Genomic DNA, 24289 nt, shown 5'->3' with positions numbered 1-24289 from the left:
CGGGCATACCGATTTGAAAGCACGTGTGCGCCGCACGGCGCGAACACCATCGCGCGAACAGGCCCAGAAGGGGCTGACAGCCGCTGGTTGTACGGTCTATTCTTACGACAACCGTCCGATTCAGGGAGGGAATTCATGAGCAACCAGCTGACGGAAGCCGAACTTGCCGCATTGATGCCGTCCGAACTGTGCGCATACCCGACGCCGATCCCGACACAGATCGTATCGAGCGACGAATTCTATCCCGACCCGCAAAACGAACGGCAGCGCGACGTCGAAGCGCGGCTGCTGGCGATGGCCGACGATCTCGGTGGCAAGCAGGGCCTCGATCGCCGCCGGTTTTTCCAGACCGCAGCCGGCATGGCCGCATCGTTCGTCGCGATGAACGAAGTCTATGGGCCGCTGTTTGACGTGACGAAGGCGGAAGCCGCCACGCCTGCGATGGCGCAGGAGCGCGCCGGCGCGCTAAAAGACCAGTTCATCATGGACATGCACACGCATTTCCTGCGCGACGACACCCGCATCATGGGTTTTGTCGAAATGCGCAAAGCGGTCGGCAAGGCCGGCTGGAACAAAGAGCTCAACGATCACGAGCAGACCATCGAAGACCTCAAGTTCAATAACTACAAGAAGGAGATGTTTCTCGACAGCGACACCAAGATTTCGCTGATCTCCTCCGCACCGTCTGACATCGAGCAGGACTGGTTCCTGACCAACGAGCAGATGGCAGACGCCCGCAAGAAAATTAACGACGAAGCTGGCTCTCGCCGGGTGTTCGCGCACATGATCTTCACGCCGGGACAGCCCGGCTGGCTCGACAAGCTCGATGCCGGCCTCGCGCTCAAGCCTGAGTCATGCAAGGGGTACACCGTCGGCGATAACACGCACAAGGAAATCAGCCGATATCCCTGGCGGATGGACGACGAGAAGGTCGCCTACAAGGGCTATGAGAAGATGGTGAAGGCCGGCATCAAGAATGTCTGCATTCACAAGGGGCTGTTCGCACCGGGGATCGAAAAGCAGTTTCCCAATCTGCGCGGCTTTGCCGACGTCGCCGATGTCGGCCAGGCGGCAAAGGACTGGCCGCAGCTCAACTTCATTATCTATCACTCCGCCTACCGCCATGTCGGCGGCGATCCCAAACAGGCGCTGGCTGAGTTCGAGCGCACCGGCCGCATTTCGTGGACCAGCGATCTTGCCGATATCCCGGCGCAGTACGGCGTCAACAATGTCTATGGCGACGTCGGGCAGTTGTTCGCGACAACGCTGGTGGCGGAGCCGAATGTCTGCGCCGCGCTGATGGGCACGTTGATAAAGGGGCTCGGCGCCGATCACGTCTGCTGGGGCACCGATGCGCTGTGGACGGGCGCACCGCAATGGCAGATCGAAGGCCTGCGGCGCCTCGAAATCCCCGAAGCCATGCAGAAGAAATTCGGCTACGCGCCGCTCGGCGAAGCCGACGGAACCGTGAAGTCGGCGATCTTCGGCGGCAACAATGCGCGGCTTTATGATATCCAGCCCAAACGCGCGATGCTCGATATCAGCGGCGACCGGTTTGCCCTGATGAAGGCGGAATATGAGAAAGCGGGGCCGGAGCCGTCCCACACGCGCTATGGCTATGTGGTGCCGAACGGGGCCGTGGATCACAGCCTGTTTGCTTAAACCCGCCGCTCCGTCATTCCGGCGCGACGCCCGAGCGTCGCGCCCCGGAATGACGAGCTTTGTCTCACTTCCCCTTGAACTGGGGCTTTCGCTTTTCGGCGAACGCCTTGACGCCCTCCTTGAGGTCTTGGCTGTCCCTGATGACATCGAGCAACCGGCGCACCTCGGCAACCCCTTCCAGCGGGCCCTTGGGCATCGCGTCGCGGGCGAGCTTCTTCAATGCCCGGACCACCAGCGGCGCGTTGGCGGCGATTTTGGCCGCCATCTCCTGGGCAAGCGCGACATGCTGCCCCTTCGGCGCGACCTTGTTGACGAAGCCGATCTGGAAGGCGCGCTCCGCCGACATCTCCTCGCCGACCAAAAGAAACTCCATGGCGATCTTGTGCGGCATCCGCGCCATCACCGAGGAGATGCCGCCCGCGGTGGTGCCGATCTTGCCCTCGGGATAGATGAAGCGCGTCGTCTCCGACGCCACGCACATGTCCGCCATCTGCACCAGCACGAAGGCACCGCCGACAACCCATCCGGACGTCGCGGCAATGACCGGCTTGTCGAGTTCGACGCCCAATCCGGGCACCGCGTGCCACATGTTGACGGGAAGATCCCTGACGTCGGCGCCGACCGAGAAGTATTTTTCTTCGGACGAAGCGAGCACCGCAACCCGGTCGTCGCTTTCGTGAAAGCGCAGCCAGGCTTCGCGCAGTTCGTCACACAAGGCATTATTGAGCGCGTTGTGTGCCGAGGCACGATCCATGGTGATGGTGGCGACGTGGCCCGCGCTCTCGTAGCGAACAAGCTTCATGCATTCCCCCGCGACATCCGCACGACGGCGGCGTTTTTTTACTTCTTCTCGGCGGGATCTCGGTGCACCGGATCGATCCACAGCACGGTCTCAGGTTTCTCCACCGGCTCGATGTCGAGATTGATCGCCACCGCCTCGCCGTCGCTGCGCACCAGCACGCATTCCAGCACCTCGTCGCGGCTGGCGTTGATCTCCTGATGCGGCACATAGGGCGGCACGAAGATGAAGTCGCCGGGGCCGGCTTCCGCGGTGAACTGCAAATTCTCGCCCCAGCGCATCCGCGCCTTGCCCTTCACGACATAGATGATGCTTTCGAGATGGCCGTGATGATGCGCCCCGGTCTTGGCGTCGGGGCGGATCGTCACCGTGCCCGCCCATAATTTCTGGGCGCCGACGCGGGCGAAATTGATCGCGGCCTTGCGGTCCATGCCCGCGGTCGAGGGCACGTTGGGATCGAGCTGATTGCCGGGGATGACGCGGACGCCGTCATGCTTCCAGCGCTCGGCATCGCCGTGCGAATGATCGTGATCGTGGGAATGGCTGTGGTCGTGCGTACCGGTCATTGGGCGCCTTTTCGGAACATCGCTGGTCCGAACGGTATCGAAAACCAGGGCCGCAAACCAGAAGATTAAGGGAGCCCGCGGCGCATGGGCGCCCCGGTTTTCGTCATGGCCGAGCTCGTCCCCCGCCCATCCACGCCCGCGTGCTTGCAGCGCCTCAGCGCCGCCTGGACATCACGTCCGGATTGACGACATTCGTCGGCGCGCCCGCGGCATAGGCCAGGATCTGATCGAAAATATCCGTGAACTGGATTTCGTATTCGTCGCGCGAGACGTAGCCGAGATGCGGCGTGCAGACCACGTTGTCCATGGTAAGCAGGGGATCGTTGACGTCGCGCAGCGGCTCCTTTTCGTAGACGTCCACCGCCGCCATGCCGGGCCTGCCGGCGCGCAGCGCATTGACCAGCGCGTTCGGCTCGATCAACGGCGCGCGGCTGGTGTTGACCAGGAGCGCCAAGGGTTTCATCCGTGCGAGGTCTTCTGTCTTGACGATGCCGCGCGTGGCATCGACCAGGCGCATGTGCAGCGAAAGCACGTCGCAACGTTCGAAGAAATCCGCCTTGCTGGCGGCGGTTTCGTATCCATCGGCACGGGCCTTCGCCATCGCCGGCTCGCGCGCCCACACCAGCACGTTCATGCCGAACGCCTTGCCGTAGCCGGCGACGACGGCGCCGATCCGCCCGTAACCATAAATGCCGAGCGTCTTGCCGCGCAGCGTGTGGCCGACGCCGATCTGCCATTTGCCGGCCTTGAGCGCCGCCATCTGCTGCGGAATCGCGCGCATGGCCGCCAGTATCAAGCCCCAGGTGAACTCGGCGGTCGCGTAAGACGGCGTATCGGCGTGCTGGCCGGAAGACACGACAATGCCGAGCCGGGAGCAGGTATCGATGTCGATATGCGGAAAGACGCTGCGCTGGCTTATCAGCTTCAGCTTCGGCAGCCGCTCCAGAAGCGGCGTGCGTATGTGCGTGCGCTCGCGGATCAACACCAGCGCTTCGGTATCACGCAGCCGCTCCGACAGGACATCGACGTCCTGGACGTGATCGTTCCAGATGGTGACGTCGTGTCCCGCCAGCTTGCGGAAGCAGTCGAGGGTGCGCAACGTGTCGAAATAATCGTCGAGGATCGAGACCTTCACGATGCGCCTCCCGTTGCGCGCGGTTATTTCACCGCCAGCAATTCGACGTCGAACATCAGCGTCGCATTCGGCGGAATGACACCGCCCGCGCCGCGCGCGCCATAGCCGAGTTCAGGCGGGATGATCAACGTGCGCTTGCCGCCGACCTTCATCGAGCCGACACCCTCATCCCAGCCGGCGATAACCTGCCGCATGCCGATCTTGAATTCGAACGGCTCGTTGCGGTCGACCGAAGAGTCAAACTTCTTGCCCTTCTGGCCGCTCTCGTAGAGCCACCCGGTATAATGCATGACGCAGGTCTGGCCGGCCTTCGGCGTGGCGCCGGTGCCTTCCTTGCTGTCGATGATCTGCAAGCCTGAAGCTGTGGTCATGGGTTTTTTTCCTGCGGTCTGGGCCGATGCCATCCTGATGGCAACGGGCGTGGCAACCGCGGCGGCGGCCACGGCGGCACATGCGGTCTGGATGATCGTGCGTCGGGAAGATCGCATCTCAGTGCACCTCGTTCGGGAGACCGACGTCTCTAGCCCAAGGTGAGCCATTTCCATAGCCATTTTTCGGCTGCCAGCCATGTTTCAGCCAGCCGTCTTGCCACCATCGCGATCGATTGCAAAATCACCCAGCAATAGCGAAGTTTTTCCGGCGATCAGGTCGCCGATCAGACGCGCGGCGAGAAAGCTGAAGGTGATGCCGTTGCCGCCATAGCCGTAGGCCGCATAGACGCCCTTGGCGCCGGGGACCGGACCGATCAGCGGCAATCCATCATGCGTCGTATCGAACGTCCCCGACCAACGAAATTCGATATCGGGTCTCGCCGCCGGCCAGAGTGCCGCGAGCCGCTGCAACAGCGCGCGCGACTTCTGGGGGATAAAGCGATCGCGCGCCTCCGGTTCGATAATTTTCGTGCTGTCCTCGCCGCCGACGATGATGCGTCCCGCTCGCGTCGTTCGCGCATAAAGATAATCCTCCGCGTTCTCCCAGATCAGTGCGCCATCGTTCCAGATGTTTTGCGGCTGCGGCACGGTCGCAATCGCCCAGCTCGACGACACCGCGTGCACGGTGGAGCGAACGATATCGGGCATCACATAACCGGTGGCGAGCACGACTGACCGCGCTTCGATCTCGCGATCGTTGGCCGCGCGGACATGGACCGAACGCCCCGCAGCATCGAACGCCACGGCGTCTGCCTCAAACAACTGTGCACCGCGCGCAAGCGCCGTCCTGAGCAACCCATGCGCCAGTTTCATGGGATCGGCGTCGGCCGCGCCCTGTGAGACGATCGCACCGGCACGCGCGATGCCAAAGCGATCCAGCAGCACGGCATGGTCGAGAAAATCGCCGGGCAAGCCGGCGCGTGCCCGCCATCGATGCTCTTCCAGCAGACCGGCGCTGCTTTCGTCCGCCGCAAGATACAGCGAATTCTTGTCGCGGATGTCGCAGGCAATGCCGAGCCGCCAGACCAGCGACTTAAGGCCCGCGACGGCATCGCGGCTGGCCCGATAGGCGCGTGAGGCGCGCTCGAAGCCGTAAGTCTCGCTCAGGTCGTGTAGCGGCCGGTCGATTTCCCACAGCAGCATGGATGTGGAAGCAGCCGTACTGCCCCGTCCCGGCAACTCGCGATCGATGATGATGACGTCGAGGCCCTGTCGCGTCAGGCGCTCGGCGACCAGCGACCCCGTGATGCCGGCACCGACGATCAGCGCGTCACATTTCAGGTTCTCGCCGAGGTCGCGGCGGGGCGGATGTGACGATGTCGCAAACCATGGCGAACGGCCGCCGCGGAGGTCGGCCTGTTCGGCATCGTCTGAATCGAGAATAGTGATAGCTGACCTCTGACAACAAGCGGCCGTCCCCAATGCGGACGGCTGCAGCCCATCGCGTTAACGAAAGCCACGGGCTGTTGTTCCGGAGGCGATGCAGACAAAGGGATCAGTACCCCAGCGCGCAACCATCCTTGCGGGGATCGGAGCCGCCGGTCAGCGTGCCCTTGTCCCAGTCGATCCAGATCGCCTGGCCGCCGCCGAGCGGGCCAACCACGCTGGTGGTCTTGTGGCCGATCTTCTTCAGGCCCTCGACGATCTCGGCCGGTACGCTGTCCTCGAGCTGATAAAAGCCCTCGTAGTGCAGGCCGCGCGGCATATCGATGGCTTCCTGCACGTCGCAGCCGTAGTCGAGGATATTGGTCAGCACATGGCTCTGTCCCACCGGCTGATACTGCCCACCCATCACGCCGAACGGCATCACCGCTCGGCCGTTTTTGGTGGCGAGTGACGGAATGATCGTGTGCAGCGGCCGCTTGCCCGGCGCGATGCAGTTCGGATGGCCAGGCTGGATCCGGAAGCCGCCGGCGCGGTTCTGCAGCAGGATGCCGGTCTTGTTGGAAACGATGGCCGAGCCGAAGGAATGCGCGATCGAGTTGATGAACGAGCAGACGTTGCGGTCCTTGTCGACCACGGTGATGTAGACGGTGGACGGATTCATCGGCGGCGCAACGTTCGGCAGATCGAGCAGCCGGTCCATCCTGATATTCTTGATGTGCTCTTCGGCAAATTCCTTCGCGAGAATGCCGGCAACATCGACATGAACCTGCGCGGGATCGCCGATGTACTGCTCGCGCATCATGTAGGCGATGCGGGCGGCTTCCGCTTCGAGATGGAAGCGCTCGATGCTGAGCGGCGCGAATTTGGTCAGGTCAAAGCGGGAGAGGATGTTCAGCATGACCAGCATGGTGATACCGGGGCCGTTCGGCGGGCACTGCCAGACATCGTGGCCCTTGTACATCGTGCCGATCGGCGCCGTCGTTTCGGTCGAGTGCGCGGCGAAATCTTCCAGCGTGTGCAGACCGCCGATGCCGCGCAGGGTTTCCACCATGTCGGCCGCGATCTCGCCGGCATAGAACGCGTCGCGGCCGTTCTTGGCGATTGCCCGCAGCGTCTTGCCCAGTTCGGGCTGATGAATGACGTCCCCGGCCACCGCCGGCTTGCCATGCGGCAGCAGATAGCGCTCGGTGTTGGTGCCGTTCTTCAGCTTCTCGAACTGGTTCTTCCAGTCGAAGGCGATGCGGGGTGCGACGATGTAGCCTTCTTCCGCGGCCTTGATGGCGGGCTGCAGCAGGGTGTCGAGCCCCATCTTGCCGTGGTCGCGCAGGATCGTGTCCCAGGCGTCGATCGCGCCGGGAATGCTCACCGCATGGGCCGAGGTCAGCGGCACCGAATGGATCTTGCGCTCGAGATACCACTCGGCCGTGGCCGCCATCGGCGCGCGGCCGGAGCCGTTATAGGCTGTTATCTTGCCCTCGCCCCTTGGCTGGATCAGCGCAAAGCAATCGCCGCCGATGCCGGTCGATTGCGGCTCGATCACCCCCAACAGCGCACAGGCCGCCACCGCGGCGTCCGCCGCCGTGCCGCCCGCCCGCATCACGTCGATGGCGACAAGCGCGGCCTCCGGATGCGACGTCGCCACCATCGCGTTCTGGGCATGGACCGTCGAGCGGCCGGCGAAATGGAAATTCCTCATCGCGAGTGCTTTCTTTTCAGCGTTTTTCGATATTTCTTGGGCACCCCGCGGGGAGCATCTGGCGGGTTTGCAGACGGTTCTTTGGCATATTCTTCCCCGGCAGGGCAATGGCTGGCATGCCAAGGACCGGCGGTAGCAATACGAGGAATTCGCAGGGCTTTACGGGGTTTCCCCTGCCCGGCCTGCCTGATAAACGGTCGCCATGCCGCTCAAGGTCGCCGCCCTCTACCAATTCGCCGCACTACCGGACTTCCGGGGACTGCGCGAGCCGTTGCGCGCGCTTGCGGCCGGCCTTGGGATCAAGGGCAGTGTGCTGCTGGCGCATGAAGGGATTAACGGCACCGTTGCAGGCAGCGATGAGGGTATCGACACATTCGTCCGAGAATTGCAGCACGGCCCCCTCTTCGGTGGCCGGCTCGACAACCTCGAACTCAAGTTTTCCAGCGCTTCCGAGATGCCGTTCCAGCGGCTGAAGATCCGGCTGAAGAAGGAAATCGTCACGCTCGGGGATACCGCGGTCGATCCGACGCGCCAGGTCGGCACCTATGTCGAGCCGTCGGATTGGAACGCGTTGATCGCAACGCCCGACACGCTGGTGATCGATACCCGCAACGCCTTCGAGGTGGCGATGGGCACCTTCGAAGGGGCAGTCGACCCCGGCATCAAGAGCTTTGGGCAGTTCAAGGAATTCGCCGCGCAACAACTCGACCCGGCGAAGCACAAGAGGATCGCGATGTTCTGCACCGGAGGTATCCGGTGCGAGAAGGCCAGCGCCTATCTGCTGGCGCAAGGCTTCAGCGAGGTCTATCACCTCAAGGGCGGCATCCTCCGCTATCTCGAAGGTGTACCGGAAAAGGAAAGCCGCTGGCGCGGCGAATGTTTCGTGTTCGACGAGCGGGTGGCGCTGGGCCACGGGCTGCGGCAGCGACCGAACGATGGCTCCCATGAGTGATGTAACCGCACTGAGCGATCGCATCGACGCGCTGGAAATGCGGCTGGCCTATCATGACGTGACCATCGAGACGCTGAACCAGACGATCACCGAACAGTGGAAGCAGATCGATGCGCTGACGCGCCAAGTGGCTGAACTAAAAGAGCGGCTGCAGGAAGCCGAAAGACATGCACCGGGTCCTGCGAACGAACCGCCGCCGCATTATTGACAGCGCAAAGAAATGACCTCCGCAAGGGAGGCCGTTTCTTCACCTAAAGCACGCATGAGAGGCAGTTGCATCATGCATGCATGGCAAACCAGATCGCGCCGGCGACCACCACTGCCACGATCACGGCCCACACGACCGGCGAGACATTCTTGGTGCTGCCGCTCCGCGGCGAGTCGTTTGCGGCGTGGTTGAATTCGCTTGCTCCGTCGAGCGATCCTAGCGAAAGACGCCGCGGATCTTGTCCCACAACGACTCATTTTCGCGATCGCCATCCGCCTTCGACGGCGCCGGTTGCGCGGCGCTCACGGGATCGGAAGCCGGAAAGGTATCCACCAGACCCTTCTCGAGCATCTCGTGGGTTTCGCGGTCGGCCCGCGTCGCCTCGCGGGGATCGGCGGCGTGCTTGTCGTGCGGCGCAGGGTTGAATTTCTCGGCCATGTGGTACCTCCATGGACGAGATAACGGCCCAATTTTACGCCAGTTCCACATGTCGTTCCGGTATCCGTCCTTGGCCTGGCGGGAACCTGCGTGTATCAGAGGCGCCGAAGATCAGCGCTCTCGCAGGAACTTTCGATTGCCCCAGAAATCCGCCGCAAAACCCTTTATCGAAGTGCTATCCGGCCGCAGGCAGACGGTGCCGCCGGTATGGATGATGCGACAAGCCGGCCGCTATCTGCCGGAGTATCGCGAACTGCGCGCCAAGGCCGGCGGCTTTCTCGACCTGTGCTTCACGCCGGAATATGCCGCCGAGGTGACGCTGCAGCCGATCCGCCGTTTCAACTTCGACGCCGCGATCATCTTTTCCGACATTCTCGTCATTCCCTACGCGCTTGGCCGCTCCGTGCGCTTCGAGGCCGGCGAAGGCCCGCGGCTCGACCCGCTGGATACGCCCGAGCAAGTCGCGACGCTCGCGCGCCACGCCGATTTCGGCAAGCTCGAGCCGGTCTATGAAGCGCTGCGCCGCGTGAAGCGCGAACTCGCGCCCGAGATCGCGCTGATCGGTTTTTGTGGCGCGCCGTGGACGGTCGCGACCTACATGGTTGCCGGACAAGGCACGCCGGACCAGGCGCCGGCACGGATGATGGCCTATCGGCATCCCCAGGCGTTCGCTGAAATCATAGACGTGCTGGTCGAGAACTCGATCCAGTATTTGCTCGGCCAGCTCAAGGCCGGCGCCGACGTGCTGCAAGTCTTCGACACCTGGGCCGGCGTGCTGCCGCCGCGCGAATTCGAGCGCTGGTCGATCGAACCTGCGAAACGCATCGTTGCCGGCGTGCGCGCGCAAGTGCCTGACGCGAAAATCATCGGCTTTCCCCGCGGTGCCGGCGCCATGTTGCCAGCCTATGTGGAAGCGACCGGCGTCAATGCCGTCAGCATCGATTGGGCGGCGGAGCCGTCATTGATCCGCGAGCGCGTGCAAAACCGCGTCGCGGTGCAGGGCAATCTCGACCCGCTGGCGCTGATCGCGGGCGGCGCAGCACTGGATCGCGCCGTCGACGACGTGCTGGCGAACTACGCGCAAGGGCGGCTGATCTTCAACCTCGGCCACGGCATCCAGCCGGAAACCCCGATCGCCCATGTCGAGCAGATGCTGAAGCGGGTGCGGGCTTATAAAGGTTAGCCGCGTCGCCGCAGGTCCTCACACCGGCGCGGACGGGTCCACCGGCAGGCCCATGAAGACGCGGCCGGTGAGCTCATAGGTCGGTGGCGCGACCATGATGTGTTGGGTGGCGACGTGGCCGTCGCGAAAGCGGCGCTGCAACGGCGAGGAGAGGAACACCGACGAGCCGCCGCCGAGATCGTACATGCTGCGCGCCACATCGGCCGCCGTGCGGGTCGCATGCGTCGCAGCGAGACGAAGCGCGGCGCGGTGCCGCATCTCGATGGCGCCGCTTTGTCGCGCCAGCGCCCAGGCCTCGTCGACCGCTTCGTAGAAGAAGGCGCGCGCGGAGCGCAGGTTGGCTTCCGCGATAGCGAGCGTCGACTGGGCGCTGTGGCGTTCGGCCAGCGTACGACGCGAGCCCAGCGGCTGCTTGCCGCCGGCCAGCTCCACGAGATCCTCGATGGCGCCGCGGGCATTGCCGAGCGCCACCGCCGCGATCCCGAGCGCCAGAAGGCCGAAAAACGGGAACGCATAGAGCGCACCGGAAGAAACCGGAGCATCGTAGGATATCGCGCGCTCACGCGGCACCCGCAAGTTGGACACGACCATCTCGCCCGAACCGGTGCCGCAAAGGCCCGACGAATGCCAGGTGTCGTTCAAGGTGGCGGCCTCGGCCGGGAAGATCAGGCGGCGCTCTTCCGGCATCCCGTTCGCCAGCTTCCGCAGTTCACCGTTCTCCGTGACGAGAGCGCCACCGATCAGCCACCGGCAGTTGACGGAGCCCGACGCCCATGCCCACCGGCCATTAAGGACATAACCGTCGCCGTCGATTTCGGCTTTCCCCATCGGCGCGAACACGCCGCCGACAATGGAATCGGCAGGCCCGAAGATCTCGCGCGCCAACGGCGTCGGCAGATAGGCCGCTGTCACCCCAGAGGTGGCGCCGATCATCACGCACCAGCCGACGGAAGCGTCCGCCGCGCCGGCGGCCTCGATCGCCCGCAGCATCGCCGCCGGTTCCAGCTCCAACCCGCCGGCCTCGTTCGGCACGGCCATCCGGAACAGGCCCGCCGCGGCCAGGGATTGCGCCAGGTCGGCCGGCATGCGGCGCGCCTGCTCGATCTCCGCCGCGCGGGCGCGGATGGCTGGGGCTAATTCGTGGATGGCGGCAAGGACGTTGGCCATGTCTGCGCTCCTACCGCGCGTCCTCCAGGATCATGTCCGACGCCTTTTCCGCGATCATGATGGTCGGCGCGTTGGTATTGCCCGACATCAGGTCCGGCATAACAGACGCATCGACCACGCGGAGCCCCTCGATGCCCCGCACGCGCAAGCGCTGGTCGACGACGGCGAGCGCGTCGCTGCCCATGCGGCAGGTCGAGGTCGGGTGATAGACCGTGCTGCCGGTGCGGCGGCAGAAGTCCAGCAATTCGTCGTCGCTCTTCACCGTCGGACCGGGATCGACCTCCGCCACCGCATAAGCCTTCAGCGCAGGCGCAGCGAGGATCTTGCGCAAAATCCGGATGCCATCGATGAAGGCGCGGCGATCGGTTTCGGTCGCGAGATAGTTGATGCGGATTTCCGGCGGCACGGAAGGATCGGCGCTCCTGATGCGCAGCGAGCCGCGGCTTTCCGGGCGCAACTGGCAGACGGAAGCGCTAAAGCCCGAGAGCGCATGCAGCTTCTCGCCCATCTTGTCGGTCGAGAACGGCAGGAAGTGAATCTGGATATCGGGCGAGGCCAGCCGGGGACTGGTCTTGAAGAATGCGCCAGAGGTGCCGGCGGCAATCGTCAGCGGTCCCTTGCGCAGGGCGGCGTATTGAATGCCCGCCATCATCTTGCGCATCGGATTGTTGACGACATCGTTGAGCGTGACTTTTTGCGCGCAGCGCGTGACCAGGCGGACCTGCAAGTGATCCTGCAGATCATTGCCGACGCCGGGCGCGTCGAGCACGATCTCGATGCCGTGCTGCTTCAACAGGTCGGCCGGTCCGACGCCCGAGAGCTGCAGCAATTGCGGCGAGTTATACGCGCCGCTGGAAACGAGGATTTCCTTGCGCGCCCGCGCCGTGCGCACGCGGCCTTCCTGCTTGTATTCGACCGCCTTGGCGCGACGGCCTTCGAACAGGATGCGCTGCGCCAGCGCCGAAGTCTCGACGTGCAAATTGCCGCGCGCTTTCGCCGGACGCAGATAGGAGAACGCCGTGCTGGCGCGGCGGCCGCGCCTTGTCGTGGTCTGGAAGAATCCCGCGCCTTCCTGGGTCGCACCGTTGAAATCGGGATTGGTCGGAATGCCGGTCTCGGCGGCGGCAACCACAAAGGCTTCCGACAGCGGATCGTGATGCCGCCAGTCGGACACCGGCAACGGGCCGCTGTCGCCATGATATTTGTTAGGCCCGCGTTGCTGGTTCTCGGCCTTCTTGAAATAGGGCAGCACGTCGTCATAGCCCCAGCCGGCATTGCCGCGCTGGCGCCAGCGATCGTAATCCTCGTGCTGGCCCCGCACATAGAGCAGGCCGTTGATCGAGCTCGAACCGCCGAGCACTTTTCCGCGCGGCTGGAACACCTGCCGGCCGTTCAATCCCGGTTCCGGCTCGGTCTGGTACATCCAGTTGACGGATTTTTCCTTGAACAGTTTTCCGTAGCCGAGCGGCACGTGGATCCAGAGATTGCTATCCTTCGGCCCGGCCTCCAGCAGCAACACGGAATGTTTGCCGTCGGCGCTCAGGCGATTGGCGAGCACACACCCGGCCGAGCCGGCGCCGACGATGACGTAGTCGAATTCGGAAGCGTCATTATTATTTTTCATTTGTTTCCCCGCAGGCGGCCCAAAGAGGTAGCGGGGCCGCCCGAGGTGGTCAATTGCCTCCCGGTCGCAGGCGCGGAAATAAGCGACTTTGAATTGCGGTGGCCGCAACGTCAGCCGACAATCCGCCATATCGCGGAATGGCGATCACGCCGGCTAGCTTGCGAGTTTCAAAAAGTCCGGCGGCCGGCGTTCGGCGAAAGCCGTGAAAGCCTCGCGCGCCTCCACTGTTTTCAGGCGTGCTGCGAACTGCTCGCTTTCCGCCTTGATCTGCGCCATGAGCAGTTCCGGATTGCGCATCAGCCGCTTGGTTGCACTGACGGCGCCTGCCGGCTGTTTCGCCAGCCGGGATGCAAGTGCCTTCGCTTCCGCATCGAGCTTGTCGAGCGCAACGACCCGGTTGGCAAGGCCCCAGGTCAATGCGGATTTGGCATCGACGGCTTCGCCGAGCGCAAACATCTCGTAGGCGCGCGCATAACCGATGCGGAGCGGCATCAACAGGCTGGAAGCTGCTTCCGGCACCAATGCCAGATTGACAAACGGTGTCGAGAGCAGCGCGTTCTCCGCCAGCACGACCAGATCGCAGTGCAGCAGCATCGTGGTGCCGACACCGACGGCGCGCCCCTGGACGGCTGCGACCAGCGGACGGCTCGAGTTAGCGAGCGCCTGCAGGAAACGGCTGACATGCCGCTCGCCCTGAAGCGCGCCCGTCGCAATGGCGGCAAACTCGCCGACGTCATTGCCGGCGGTGAACATGTCGCCCTCGCCGCGGATCAACAGGACGCGAACGGATGGATCGGTCTCTGCGCCCTCGATTGCGTCGGCCAGCGCGCCGTACATCGCATTCGTCAGGGCGTTCTTCTTGTCGGGCCGCGCCATCGTCAGGCTCAAAATCCCGTCGCTCTTCTCGATCTTGATATGCTCGGTCATTCGTCTTCTCCTCTGGGAAATTTGCTTTGCAGGCCGGTGAGCCAGCGCGCGACAACATCGATCTCGGCTTCACTGAATCCATCCGTAAGGCGCGCGTTGACCTCAGTGAGGCCCGCCTTCGACTGCGCCAGCGCGACGCGACCCGCAGGCGTCAGCCAGAGCCGCCACGCGCGCCCATCATCCGGATCGGCACGCCGCCTGATCAGGTTCGCCGCCGTCATCCGGTCAACGAGCCCGCTGATGCCGGGCGGACCGAGGTCGAGCGCCGCGCCCGCCTCGCCCATCAGCACGCCGTCGCGCTGGCCCAGCACGAACAGCAAGCCGGATTGCGCGGCCGTGACACCGTTTCGCTGGGTCTGCACCGCGATCCAGCGCTGCAGCCGGCGCTGCGCGACGCTGAGCAGGAAAACCAGGCGATGCTCGCGGCGGGCGGTCATCTGAAAACCGGGCTCGGGAATTTATTTCGCATGCGAACTATATAGGTCAACGCCCGACGATTGTCACCATGATTTCCGAACCCCATCCCTGGAAAGCGGCGCTCTCAACCGGGGCCGGAGCAGAAATTACAGCATTGCCAAGGCACTAGGCAGAAAATCGATTTTCGATTGACGTCATCGCCTTCGCTGGCCAATCTCCGCCGCCATGAGCAGTATCGGGTTGAGTTTTGGTGAGAGCCGTGCCGACGAACGGCCACGAAGCCTGACGTCGGCCGTTCAGGAGCGGCTGCGCGCGGACATTCTTTCGACCCGGCTGCTGCCCGGCCAGAAGCTGCATATCGCCGGTCTCGCCAAGCAGTTCTCCGTCAGCCTTGCGGCGGTGCGCGAGGCGCTGTCGCGGCTGGTCGCCGACGGCCTGGTGCAGGCATCCGACCAGCGCGGCTTCCGCGTCAGCCCGGTCTCGCCTGCCGATCTCAGGGACGTGACGCAAACCCGCGTGGATATCGAGGGACTGGCGCTGCGCCGTTCGATCGAGCGTGGCGACGCGGCCTGGCTTGCCTCGGTGGAAAAATCGTTCGCGTTGCTGTGCGCCGTTCCCCACACCTATCCCGACGATCCGACCCATCACTATGAGGAATGGGTGGTGCGTCACCGCGTCTTTCACCGCACGCTGGTGAATGCCTGCGGTTCGCAATGGCTGCTGGGCTTTCGCGATGTGCTGCACGAGCAGAGCGAGCGGTATCGAAGGCTCGCGATCCGGCGCAACACCGAAAAATCCCGCAACGTCGAGGCCGAACACGCCACCATCGTGCAGGCTACCCTCCAGCGCGATGCCGATGCCGCGGTCGCGGCGCTCTCGAAGCATTTCATGACGACCATGCAGCTCGTCGAACTCGCCACACCGAAAGCCCTCGGAGGTGACGACACCACCTGATCGACCGGTCGAAGACCAAACCAATCAAGAAAAACCCAAGGGGAACGTCACAATGAAGATCACGCGACGCCAGATCCTGGCAACGATCACACTAGCCACCGTGCTTGGCGCATCAGGCATCGCGCAAGCTGCCGACACCGTTCGCATCGGGCTTCCCACCAAGACTTACTGGCCGACCACGATCGCGGAAACCGCGGTGCGGCAAAAACTGTTCGAAAAAGAAGGCATCGCGGCCGAACTCACGATCTATCGCGGCGGCGCCGAGACGTTCGAGGCGATGGCGGCGGGCGCCGCCGACGTCATTCTCGACGCCACTTCGCTGGTGTCGGCCGGACGCAAGAAGGGCGTGAACTCCAAGGTGCTCGCCAGCGCCGCCACGGGTTATTACGGCTGGCAGTTGATGACGCTTTCGAAATCGACGCTCGGCGTCAACGATCTGAAAGGCAAGAAGGGTCGCCATCACCTCCGCCGGCTCCGGCTCGGACCTGCTGGCGCTGTGGACCCAGCAGGACAAGAAGATCGAGTTCACCCGTGTGCCCGTCGGCGGCGGCGGCCTGGTGCCGAACCTGCTCGCCGGCAATGTCGATGCGGCCGTGGTCTACTCGCCGCTGAGCTTCCAGATCTCCAAATCGGGCGAAGCGCGCACCATCCTCGATTTCTCCAAGGAGGTGCCCCCGAACCTCGCCGCCGGCTGGATCGCGCTCGACAAATACGCGCAGGACAAGCCGCAGATGGTGCAGAAGACGCTGAACGCGCTGTACGGCGCGCTGATGTTCATGCGCGCCAACAAGGATGCCTCCGTCAAGCTGATCACCGAACTCTATGAAATCCCCGCCGAGATCGCGGCGCTGGAATATGAAAACACGATTCTGAAGCTGGAAACCGACGGCAGCATGGATGGTGCGAAGATTCCGGAGCAGCTTCAGCTTGCGCTCGACATGGCCAAGGCCGGCGGCATGAAAGACCTTGGGCCGGCTGCCGAGATCATCTCGACGCAGTTCAAGCCGGTTCCGACCAAGCCCTGAGGCGACGTGATGCGCGGGTTAGGCGTAAAGGCGGCGCGGGTCGCCATTGTAGTGGCGCTGTTTGCGATATGGGAAATGCTGTCGCGGACCGGCCTCGTCAACCCGCGCCTGCTTCCTTCCGCATCCGACACGCTGGCAACACTCGGCGATCTCTTGCAGCGGGCGAGCGTGCGCAAGGACCTCGCCGTCACCGCGACCGAGGTGGTGACCGCCTTCGCGCTCGCCGTTCCCGTCGGTGCGCTGATCGGCTTCCTGATCGCGGAGAACCGCTATTTTGCCGATGTGGCAAAGCCGCTGCTGTTCTTCGCCTTCAGCATTCCGAAATCGATCTTCCTTCCGATGTTCATCCTGGTGTTCGGCGTCGGCTTTGCGCAGAAGGTCGGCTTCGGCTTCTTCTCGACCATCTTCATCGTGATTATGTCGACCACGACGGCGGTGGAGTCGGTCAAGGTCGAGCATCTGACCGTCGCGCGTTCTTACGGCGCGACGCCGATGCAGACCGCTTTTCGCGTCTATTTGCCGAGCATGCTTCCCGTTCTGCTGGAGGCGTTGCGGATTTCGATGATCTTCAATCTCACCGGCGTGATCCTTGCCGAAATGTACGCCTCGCGCGACGGCATCGGCCATCAGATCGCGACCTGGGGCGAGAATTTCCAGATGAAGCAATTGCTGGCCGGCGTGCTGATGATCGCGGCGATTGCGATTGCCTTCAATGAACTGGTCAGATGGGTGGAAACACGATGCAGCCATTGGCGAACATAACCCCGCTGAAGCCGGCCGGCGCGGTCGAGGTCCGCAATGTCGGGCAGATCTTCAAGACCACGACCCAGGACGTCATCGCGCTGGAGGACGTATCGCTCGATGTCAAACCCGGTCGTTTCGTCGTGCTGGTCGGCCCGAGCGGCTGCGGCAAGTCGACGCTTCTGATGATGATGGCCGGCCTGCGCCAGCAGACGTCGGGCACCATCACCATCAGCGGCGCGCCGATCCCGGAGCCCGACCCGAACCGGGTCGGTGTGGTGTTTCAGGAACCGAGCCTGTTTCCCTGGCTGACGGCAGAAGAGAACGTCGAGTTTCCGCTGGCGCTCCGCCGCGTCGCCAAGGACGAACGCCGCGCCAAGGCGCAGGACGCACTGAAACTGGTCGGCCTCGACGGCTTCGGCAAGCGCCACCCGCACGAATTGTCCGGCGGCATGAAGCAGCGCGTGTCGATCGCCCGCGGCCTGGTGCAGGACCCGCCGGTGCTGCTGATGGACGAACCGTTCGCCGCCCTCGACGAGCAGACCCGCATGACCATGGGCGACGAACTGTTGCGGATCTGGGCTGCCACCGGCAAGACCGTGGTGTTCGTCACCCACAGCCTGACCGAAGCGGTCTATCTCGCCGACGAGGTGATCGTGATGTCGCCGCGCCCCGGCCGTATCGTCGATCATCTGCAGGTCTCGCTGCCCCGCCCGCGCACCTACGAGATGCTGAGCGGTGACGCGTTCGGCAGCCTGCGCGACCGCATCTGGCGGCATATCCGCAAATCGGCATGAGGCAGCAATGAGCGCGGCAACGCTTCGCAGATTGATCGTCATCGGCCTGATCGCGCTGTGGGAAATCCTGCCGCGCGCAGGCCTCATTCCCGAACTGTTTCTGCCGTCGCTGTCGTCGACGCTTGCGGCCGGATGGAACGAGGCCGGCGAATACGGCCACGCGCTCGCCGTGACACTCTACGAGGTCGCGATCTCGATGGCGTTCGCCTGCGGCGGCGGCATCTTGCTTGGCGCCATCGTCGGCAGCCTGCCGCGCCCGCGCATCCTGATCATGCCGATGGTCTCGAGCCTCTATGCGGTGCCGCTGGTCATCCTGTATCCGGTATTCACCGTCTGGCTCGGCATCGGCTCGGAATCCAAGATCGCGTTCGCTTCCATTTATGGATTCCTGCCGACGATGCTCGCGACCGCCGCCGGGATCCAGACCATCGATCCGCAATTGCTGCTCGCCGCGCGCAGCATGGGCGCGACGCTGAGCCAGCGGCTGGTTCGCGTGATTATCCCCGCGGCGATACCGACCGTGCTGTCGGGACTGCGGGTCGGCGGCGCGCTGGTCATCGTCGGCGTGGTGGTTTCGGAAATGCTGATCTCATCCGCCGGCATCGGCTATCTGATCTCGCGCTACCGCACCATTCTCGACAGCCCGCATGTGTTCGCCGGCGTGCTGCTGGTGCTGGCAATGGCGATCGCCTTCAACGCCGCGATCAAATGGATCGAGCGCAAGGCCGCGATCTGGCAGACGGGATCACGCGCCGGCCAGCGCGCCGCCGACGAGATCACCGCCGGCGCCATCCAGCCTGCGACCTGACGGAGCTGCGACGTGTTCGACCTGACGCTGACATTCGACAATGGTCCCGAGCCCGGTGTGACGCCGCGCGTGCTCGACATCTTGCGCGAACACGACATCAAGACGACCTTCTTCGTGATCGGCGAGAAGCTTGGCGACCCCGAACGCTACCGGCTTGCGGCGCGCGCCCATGACGAAGGCCACTGGATCGGCAATCACACTTTTACGCATACGGTGCCGCTCGGGCAGCAACACGATCCCGACGCGGCACAGCGTGAGATCGGGCGAACGCAGGATGCGATCGGAAACCTCACGCACGCCAATCGCTGGTTCCGCCCGTTCGGCGGCGGCGGCAATCTCGACCAGCGGCTGTTGAAGCCCTCCGTGGTGGATTACCTCACGCGCAACAAGCATAGCTGCGTGCTCTGGAACGCGATCCCGCGCGACTGGGACGACCCTGACGGCTGGGCCGACCGGGCCCTGGAGCAGTGCCGGTCGCAGCCGTGGAGCCTCATGGTTCTGCACGACCTGCCCAGCGGCGCAATGAACCATCTCGAATACTTTATCGACCGCGCCGGGAACGCCGGCGCGCGCTTCCATCAGGGCTTTCCGCCCGACTGTGTCCCGATCCGTTCGGGCAAAATCGCAAGATCCATCGAACCCTATGTGTCCTCTATCGAAGAAGGTACCGAATAATGAAGATCGCGAGTTTCAAGGCAGGTCCGACCGCAACATACGGCCTGGTGACAAACGCCGGCATCATTGACGCCGGCAAGCGGCTGAAGGCGCATCCGACGTTGAAGTCGCTGCTCGCAAAGGGATCACTCGACACCCTGAAAGCACTGCAAAGCGAACGTCCGGACTACGCGTTTGCCGAAATCGAGCTGCTGCCTACCGTTCCCGATCCGGACAAGATCTTCTGCATCGGCGTCAACTACGCCACGCATCTCGCGGAAAGCGGCCACCCCACGCCGCCGCATCCGATGATCTTCACCCGCTTTGCCAACAGCCAGGTCGGCGGCGGCCAGCCGATGATCCGGCCGCTGGAGTCCGAGCGCTTTGACTATGAGGGCGAGATGGCCGTCATCATCGGCAAGGCCGGCCGCCGCATTTCGCGCGAGACGGCGCACGCGCATGTCGCGGGCTATGCCTGCTACAATGACGGCAGCATACGCGACTGGCAGCGCCACACGTCGCAATTCGCGCCCGGCAAGAATTTCGTCGGCACCGGTGGATTCGGTCCCTGGATGGTCACGACGGACGAAATTCCTGACATCAGCAAGCAGACCATCGCCACCCGTCTTAACGGTGTCGAGGTGCAGGCCGCACCGATCTCTGACCTCGTGTTCGACGTCCCAGCCCTGATCGCCTACTGTTCCACCTTCACCGAACTCGTCCCCGGCGACGTCATCGTGACCGGCACCACCGGAGGCGTCGGCGCCTACCGCACGCCGCCGCTCTGGATGAAGGATGGCGACGTGGTCGAGGTCGAAGTGTCCGGCATCGGCGTGCTGCGCAATCCGGTCAAGGATGAGGCCGCGGCCGCAGCGACGCGAGCGGCCTGAGAATTGAGAAAGCAATAACAAGAGCAAGGAGATACCCCATGAACCTGCCAAAGCACCTGCTGCCGACCACCGTCGTCGGCAGCTACCCGCAGCCGGAATGGCTGGTGGATCGCGCGATGCTGTCGAAGGTCGTGCCGCGAACGCGCCTGCATGCGATGTGGCGGCTGCCGGCGGAGTACCTGGAGGAAGCACAGGACGACGCCACCATCGTTGCGATCAGGGACATGGAGCGCGCCGGCATCGACATCGTGACCGACGGCGAAATCCGCCGCGAGAGCTACTCCAACCGTTTTGCCACCGCGCTCGAAGGCATCGATGACGAAAATCCGGCCATGATCACCTCGCGCAGCGGGCTCCAGACGCCGGTGCCGCGCGTCACAGGCCCGGTGAAACGCCGCGGCCCGGTCGAACTGCACGACATGAAATTCCTGCGGCAGAACACTGATCGCGCAGCAAAAATCACCTTGCCCGGCCCGTTCACGATGAGCCAGCAGGCCAAAAACGAATTCTATAAAGACGACGAGGAGCTGGCGATGGCGTTCGCCGCCGCCGTCAACGCCGAAGCGCTCGACCTGCAAAAGGCCGGCGCCGACGTGATCCAGCTCGACGAGCCCTGGGTACGCAACAATCCGGACCTCGCCCGCCGCTATGCGGTGAAGGCGATCAACCGCGCGCTTGAGGGCATCACGGTGCCGACGGTGGTGCATCTGTGCTTCGGCTATGCCGCGGTTGTGCCCGGCTCGACCAAGCCGGCCGGCTATTCCTTCCTCGCCGAACTCGCCGACACCAGGGCCGAGCAGATATCGATCGAGGCGGCGCAGCCGAAGCTCGATCTCGGTGTGCTCAAGGATCTGTCGTCGAAGAAGATCATGCTCGGCGTGCTCGACCTCGGCAATCCCGAGATCGAATCCGCCGATGTGGTGGCCGACCGGATCCGCAACGGGCTGAAGCACGTCGCCGCGGATCGCCTTGTCATCGCCCCCGACTGCGGCATGAAGTACATGCCGCGCCATACAGCGTTCGGAAAACTGAAGGCGATGTGCGACGCGGCGGCGACCGTCCGCAAGGAGCTCAGCTAGGGTCCGGGCCGGTTATCCATCAGGGCCAGAAACTGTTCTAGCGGATCTTCACCACCCGTTCGTTCCAGATGGATGGGTTTACGGGAAAGGCGCAACCAATTTTCAGCCTCGGCCAGCCAATAGACCTTGCTGTTCGGTTCGCGGCGAGCGAGTTGCCTGCAAAGCGCCGCCCGTGAATTCAACTCAGTTTGGTTGATCATGCCGTCTCCCCTGCCTGGGGTAGACATCAATCCTGACGCCTGGGCGGGCTGGATTCCTTGATCTGTGTCAAATGTGCAAGACGATGGCGTCGCGGTGCGCAAGCACCGATGCGGGTCTGCAGATAAGCGAGGTGCCGGTAGCCCGGCGGAAATTGCTCGAGCAGCGCCTTGTCGAGGACAGGCGTCGCGCCGGGCGTCACCGGGTCCATGCGGTCCTTCTCGTAGATCGGCTGGCGCAGCACAATGCCCCAGCGCCCCTCGCGCTTTTCGAGGAAATCGTAGAACCGCCCGGTACAGAGCACGTCGCACAGCACGCCCTCGACCTCGGCGCGCTGCGAGATCGTCATCTTGGTCTGCGAGATGGCGCGGTGTCCGGCGAGATCGACCGAGATGCCGCCGAGGAAATGCAGGATGCTGACACCCTTGGCCCAGGCCTGCTTGCTGATTTCGATGAACTCGTCGCCGGTGCCCTGCGTCCAGGTCGCCATCATGCGGCCGTCGGGATGCCAGACGGTGCGGAAACGCTCCCAATCCCCCGCATCGCGCCAGATCGCCCAGTTCTGCAGCAATTCCCGGATCAGGCGGTCGTCTTCAATCTCGCTGTCGCTTCCGGGCATCGGACTCACAACAGCTTGGCGCGGACGAACAGCGAACGCAGGGAGTTGGTCGCCTGCACGGTCAGCATCGCGTTATCAGCGGCACCCCGCAGTGCACTGACAGCATCGGCGTGCAGCGCGCGGAATTCGATCCACTCGATCGAGCTGAGATTGGTGATGAAGCGATAGGCCTGACCGACGGTACCGATCGACACCGTCCTGCCATTCAGGTTGATCTTGAAAACCGCGCGCAACGGCGTGTCGGAAGCGGCGGCATCGCCTGCGATGGCGCTCATGACGGGGATGGTGAACGCCGCGACGCAGTGAGGCCCTCGCGCAGGCTCGGCACCACGACGAGGCGCTTGACCTCACCGTTCGTGTACGCCGTCAGGAACCTGTCGTACTCCTTGATCGAGACGCAACCGTTAGAATCGCCGTTTGGCCCAAGCATGTAGCTGTGCACGAGAAGTCCCGTGCGCCCATGCATTTCGTTTTCGCCCACAGGAGTCATGCGCAGCGCCGCGACCCCATGAAACAGTTTTTCGCGCGGTTTCAAATCGTAGACGTTCGGCGGCGTCGCGCCGACCATGCGCTGGTTGATGTGCGCTGGATTGTCCATCAGGCTGCCCAGCCCCGAATGTGCCTCGAGCTTGGCACCGTTCGGCAGGTAAACGGCTTGGGCCGAAATGTCGTAGACCGCCGTCTGACCGTCGTAGCCGAGCGCCGACAGATCCTTTCGCTCGCTGAACAGTCCATCCCCCGGGGTCAGCGACGCCAGCGTGAAGCGCATCGGCACCAGATCGGCGAGTTTCTCGAACATGGTGCGGTTATCCGACGAAACCGTTGCCGGGTCGCTCCCCGTTGACTGAAGATTGGCCAGGACCGGCCGGGCTCGTGGCAGCGGGATTGCCACCTCGACCGTCGGGGCGGGCGGCTCGGGCTGAACGTTCTGCTCCTCACGCGATCGTCCGCCCAACTGGCTTTCGATGTGCCCGAACTCCGCATCGAAATTCGAACGGGCGGCGGGACGCCAGGGGTAATTAAAGGCCAGCGAACGGCGCGCCGAGCCCGGACCAAAGCGCTCGTCGAACGAGGAAGTGCTGCCTACGTTCGCGGATGCGGGATTGACCCAGGCGGCCAGGTCGAAATCGGTCACCCAGGCGGCCAGTCCCAGCGCTATCGCGAGCGCTGCTGTGCCGAATGCCGCTTCGCGGAGCAATCGGGTACCGCGGCTCGAAGCAAGCCCGGCTGTGCTGGTCGTCTTTCTATCCATCCATCCCCGGCTCGGCGCTTCGGAATCACGTCTGATTCCTAATGGATTCACCGAATAAGTCCCACCATAATGCAAACCAAAGTAAGGCATAATCGAGACAAGCGCCCGCCACTATCATGACCGGCGAAATGCACGGATTCAAGCCATGTAATGGTAAACCGGGCCGGGATTCCCGGCCGGCGAAGCCACACTCAGGGCCGCAGAACCGGATTGGTATTCGGCGCGGGCGCCTCTTCCATCTCGGCGTCCTCCGGCAGCTTGTCGGCATGCACGGCGAGCGCCGGCCCGATCCAGATCGGATCGGCCTCATGATCCCGGCGCGGATTGGTCGTATTCGGATGCACCAGAACGCTCAGGTTGCCATGATTGAGCATCAGCCAGGGCACCAGTTCGGGGAATATCTCCCGGGCAAAGGCCACCTGGTACATGGCCTGATCGTGCGGGCCGACCTTGACGTCGTGCCACCGCCCGAGCGTGACCGAGAACCGCTCGCCGATCCAGGCGCGCAACTGCTCGGCCTCGGCCCGCGTGGTCGCCGGATCGTAGTAGACATGGGCGTGGTAGCTCGCGATTTCGCCTAATGGTCGCGGACCGCCCGCCCCCAGCTCACCCGTCATAGCCCGCGCTCCCCGCCATCGTTGCCCTCGAACCGTTCGATGATCGCTGCAACCGGCCGCGTGG

The 24289-nt window shown here is 63.8% G+C and carries 30 protein-coding genes; 13 read left to right on the top strand and 17 right to left on the bottom strand.

Annotation, left to right across the window (positions count from 1 at the left end):
- Positions 1-135 precede the first annotated feature (135 nt).
- Positions 136-1662 carry an amidohydrolase family protein gene (locus ACVWVY_RS16170; protein WP_456627294.1) on the top strand — a complete coding sequence of 509 codons (1527 nt, stop codon included), beginning with the start codon at positions 136-138 and terminating at the stop codon, positions 1660-1662.
- Positions 1663-1726: 64 nt separating this feature from the next.
- On the opposite strand, the gene ACVWVY_RS16165 is transcribed toward ACVWVY_RS16170, so the two are convergent.
- The 4 genes from ACVWVY_RS16165 to ACVWVY_RS16150 form a co-directional block, all read right to left on the bottom strand.
- Positions 1727-2464, bottom strand: coding sequence for an enoyl-CoA hydratase/isomerase family protein (locus ACVWVY_RS16165; protein ID WP_456627293.1), 738 nt, complete (start codon positions 2462-2464; stop codon positions 1727-1729).
- A gap of 38 nt (positions 2465-2502) precedes the next feature.
- Positions 2503-3027, bottom strand: a complete 525-nt coding sequence (locus ACVWVY_RS16160) for a cupin domain-containing protein (RefSeq protein WP_456627292.1) — start codon at positions 3025-3027, stop codon at positions 2503-2505.
- Positions 3028-3181: 154 nt separating this feature from the next.
- Entirely contained in the window at positions 3182-4162 is a 981-nt protein-coding gene (locus tag ACVWVY_RS16155; RefSeq protein ID WP_456627291.1) for a D-2-hydroxyacid dehydrogenase family protein, read from the bottom strand.
- Between the two features lie 23 nt (positions 4163-4185).
- Complete coding sequence (locus ACVWVY_RS16150; protein ID WP_456632224.1) at positions 4186-4605, bottom strand: FKBP-type peptidyl-prolyl cis-trans isomerase; 420 nt, start codon at positions 4603-4605, stop codon at positions 4186-4188.
- Here ACVWVY_RS16150 and ACVWVY_RS16145 point away from each other — a divergent pair.
- The gene (locus ACVWVY_RS16145; protein WP_456632492.1) at positions 4532-4696 is read left to right on the top strand and encodes a hypothetical protein; all 165 of its coding nucleotides are present in this window, start codon (positions 4532-4534) and stop codon (positions 4694-4696) included. The two genes, ACVWVY_RS16150 and ACVWVY_RS16145, sit on opposite strands and share 74 nt — an antisense overlap.
- Positions 4697-4734: 38 nt before the next feature.
- Here the strand turns inward: ACVWVY_RS16145 and ACVWVY_RS16140 are convergent, their stop codons facing one another.
- Positions 4735-6015 (bottom strand): FAD-dependent oxidoreductase, encoded by a 1281-nt coding sequence (locus tag ACVWVY_RS16140; protein WP_456627290.1) that lies wholly within the window; start codon positions 6013-6015, stop codon positions 4735-4737.
- A 73-nt stretch (positions 6016-6088) separates the two neighbouring features.
- Positions 6089-7675 carry a gamma-glutamyltransferase gene (gene ggt / locus ACVWVY_RS16135; RefSeq protein ID WP_456627289.1) on the bottom strand — a complete coding sequence of 529 codons (1587 nt, stop codon included), beginning with the start codon at positions 7673-7675 and terminating at the stop codon, positions 6089-6091.
- A 202-nt stretch (positions 7676-7877) separates the two neighbouring features.
- On the opposite strand from ggt, the gene trhO reads away from it, so the two are divergent.
- Both trhO and ACVWVY_RS16125 read left to right on the top strand, forming a co-directional pair.
- On the top strand, positions 7878-8627 hold the full coding sequence (gene trhO, locus ACVWVY_RS16130; protein WP_456627288.1) for an oxygen-dependent tRNA uridine(34) hydroxylase TrhO: 750 nt from the start codon (positions 7878-7880) through the stop codon (positions 8625-8627).
- On the top strand, positions 8620-8835 hold the full coding sequence (locus ACVWVY_RS16125) for a SlyX family protein (RefSeq protein WP_456627287.1): 216 nt from the start codon (positions 8620-8622) through the stop codon (positions 8833-8835). Before trhO ends, ACVWVY_RS16125 begins: the two co-directional genes overlap by 8 nt.
- Positions 8836-9051: 216 nt before the next feature.
- Here the strand turns inward: ACVWVY_RS16125 and ACVWVY_RS16120 are convergent, their stop codons facing one another.
- Positions 9052-9273 (bottom strand): hypothetical protein, encoded by a 222-nt coding sequence (locus ACVWVY_RS16120; RefSeq protein ID WP_456627286.1) that lies wholly within the window; start codon positions 9271-9273, stop codon positions 9052-9054.
- Positions 9274-9409: 136 nt separating this feature from the next.
- Here ACVWVY_RS16120 and hemE point away from each other — a divergent pair, with 136 nt between their 5' ends.
- Positions 9410-10456 (top strand): uroporphyrinogen decarboxylase, encoded by a 1047-nt coding sequence (hemE, locus tag ACVWVY_RS16115; RefSeq protein ID WP_456627285.1) that lies wholly within the window; start codon positions 9410-9412, stop codon positions 10454-10456.
- 18 nt (positions 10457-10474) lie between these two features.
- Here the strand turns inward: hemE and ACVWVY_RS16110 are convergent, their stop codons facing one another.
- The 4 genes from ACVWVY_RS16110 to ACVWVY_RS16095 all read right to left on the bottom strand — a co-directional run bounded on the left by ACVWVY_RS16110 (position 10475) and on the right by ACVWVY_RS16095 (position 14611).
- On the bottom strand, positions 10475-11623 hold the full coding sequence (locus ACVWVY_RS16110) for an acyl-CoA dehydrogenase family protein (protein WP_456627284.1): 1149 nt from the start codon (positions 11621-11623) through the stop codon (positions 10475-10477).
- A gap of 10 nt (positions 11624-11633) precedes the next feature.
- Positions 11634-13247 carry a GMC family oxidoreductase gene (locus tag ACVWVY_RS16105; RefSeq protein ID WP_456627283.1) on the bottom strand — a complete coding sequence of 538 codons (1614 nt, stop codon included), beginning with the start codon at positions 13245-13247 and terminating at the stop codon, positions 11634-11636.
- A 153-nt stretch (positions 13248-13400) separates the two neighbouring features.
- Positions 13401-14174, bottom strand: coding sequence for an enoyl-CoA hydratase (locus tag ACVWVY_RS16100; RefSeq protein WP_456627282.1), 774 nt, complete (start codon positions 14172-14174; stop codon positions 13401-13403).
- Positions 14171-14611, bottom strand: a complete 441-nt coding sequence (locus ACVWVY_RS16095) for a MarR family winged helix-turn-helix transcriptional regulator (protein WP_456627281.1) — start codon at positions 14609-14611, stop codon at positions 14171-14173. The genes ACVWVY_RS16100 and ACVWVY_RS16095 overlap by 4 nt, the downstream gene beginning before the upstream one ends.
- Positions 14612-14816: 205 nt before the next feature.
- Between ACVWVY_RS16095 and ACVWVY_RS16090 the strand changes: the two genes are divergently transcribed.
- Entirely contained in the window at positions 14817-15545 is a 729-nt protein-coding gene (locus tag ACVWVY_RS16090) for a GntR family transcriptional regulator (protein ID WP_456627280.1), read from the top strand.
- A 112-nt stretch (positions 15546-15657) separates the two neighbouring features.
- On the opposite strand, the gene ACVWVY_RS16085 is transcribed toward ACVWVY_RS16090, so the two are convergent.
- Positions 15658-16005 carry a hypothetical protein gene (locus ACVWVY_RS16085; RefSeq protein WP_456627279.1) on the bottom strand — a complete coding sequence of 116 codons (348 nt, stop codon included), beginning with the start codon at positions 16003-16005 and terminating at the stop codon, positions 15658-15660.
- A 73-nt stretch (positions 16006-16078) separates the two neighbouring features.
- On the opposite strand from ACVWVY_RS16085, the gene ACVWVY_RS16080 reads away from it, so the two are divergent.
- From ACVWVY_RS16080 to ACVWVY_RS16050, 7 genes are read left to right on the top strand one after another with little or no spacing between them, the layout of a single operon-like run.
- A complete protein-coding gene (locus ACVWVY_RS16080; protein ID WP_456627278.1) occupies positions 16079-16570 on the top strand; it encodes an ABC transporter substrate-binding protein in 492 nt (163 codons plus the stop codon).
- Between the two features lie 9 nt (positions 16571-16579).
- Positions 16580-17332 carry an ABC transporter permease gene (locus tag ACVWVY_RS16075; RefSeq protein ID WP_456627277.1) on the top strand — a complete coding sequence of 251 codons (753 nt, stop codon included), beginning with the start codon at positions 16580-16582 and terminating at the stop codon, positions 17330-17332.
- A complete protein-coding gene (locus ACVWVY_RS16070; RefSeq protein WP_456627276.1) occupies positions 17311-18108 on the top strand; it encodes an ABC transporter ATP-binding protein in 798 nt (265 codons plus the stop codon). Before ACVWVY_RS16075 ends, ACVWVY_RS16070 begins: the two co-directional genes overlap by 22 nt.
- 7 nt (positions 18109-18115) lie before the next feature.
- Positions 18116-18916: an ABC transporter permease gene (locus ACVWVY_RS16065; RefSeq protein ID WP_456627275.1), complete on the top strand. Its 801-nt coding sequence runs from the start codon at positions 18116-18118 to the stop codon at positions 18914-18916.
- Between the two features lie 12 nt (positions 18917-18928).
- Entirely contained in the window at positions 18929-19591 is a 663-nt protein-coding gene (locus ACVWVY_RS16060; RefSeq protein WP_456627274.1) for a polysaccharide deacetylase family protein, read from the top strand.
- Positions 19591-20460 (top strand): fumarylacetoacetate hydrolase family protein, encoded by an 870-nt coding sequence (locus tag ACVWVY_RS16055; protein ID WP_456627273.1) that lies wholly within the window; start codon positions 19591-19593, stop codon positions 20458-20460. Before ACVWVY_RS16060 ends, ACVWVY_RS16055 begins: the two co-directional genes overlap by 1 nt.
- 38 nt (positions 20461-20498) lie before the next feature.
- Positions 20499-21539: a uroporphyrinogen decarboxylase family protein gene (locus ACVWVY_RS16050; RefSeq protein ID WP_456627272.1), complete on the top strand. Its 1041-nt coding sequence runs from the start codon at positions 20499-20501 to the stop codon at positions 21537-21539.
- Here the strand turns inward: ACVWVY_RS16050 and ACVWVY_RS16045 are convergent.
- The 5 genes from ACVWVY_RS16045 to ACVWVY_RS16025 all read right to left on the bottom strand — a co-directional run bounded on the left by ACVWVY_RS16045 (position 21536) and on the right by ACVWVY_RS16025 (position 24225).
- Complete coding sequence (locus ACVWVY_RS16045; protein ID WP_456627271.1) at positions 21536-21739, bottom strand: hypothetical protein; 204 nt, start codon at positions 21737-21739, stop codon at positions 21536-21538. The genes ACVWVY_RS16050 and ACVWVY_RS16045 overlap by 4 nt on opposite strands.
- 26 nt (positions 21740-21765) lie before the next feature.
- Entirely contained in the window at positions 21766-22356 is a 591-nt protein-coding gene (locus tag ACVWVY_RS16040) for a nuclear transport factor 2 family protein (RefSeq protein ID WP_456627270.1), read from the bottom strand.
- Between the two features lie 5 nt (positions 22357-22361).
- Positions 22362-22631: a hypothetical protein gene (locus tag ACVWVY_RS16035; RefSeq protein ID WP_456627269.1), complete on the bottom strand. Its 270-nt coding sequence runs from the start codon at positions 22629-22631 to the stop codon at positions 22362-22364.
- A complete protein-coding gene (locus ACVWVY_RS16030) occupies positions 22628-23554 on the bottom strand; it encodes a DUF2778 domain-containing protein (RefSeq protein WP_456627268.1) in 927 nt (308 codons plus the stop codon). The genes ACVWVY_RS16035 and ACVWVY_RS16030 overlap by 4 nt, the downstream gene beginning before the upstream one ends.
- A gap of 245 nt (positions 23555-23799) precedes the next feature.
- Positions 23800-24225 (bottom strand): DOPA 4,5-dioxygenase family protein, encoded by a 426-nt coding sequence (locus ACVWVY_RS16025; RefSeq protein WP_456627267.1) that lies wholly within the window; start codon positions 24223-24225, stop codon positions 23800-23802.
- Positions 24226-24289 lie beyond the last annotated feature (64 nt).

This window comes from Bradyrhizobium sp. URHC0002 (genome assembly GCF_054059515.1).
This window is presented reverse-complemented; position numbering and strand designations above follow the sequence as displayed.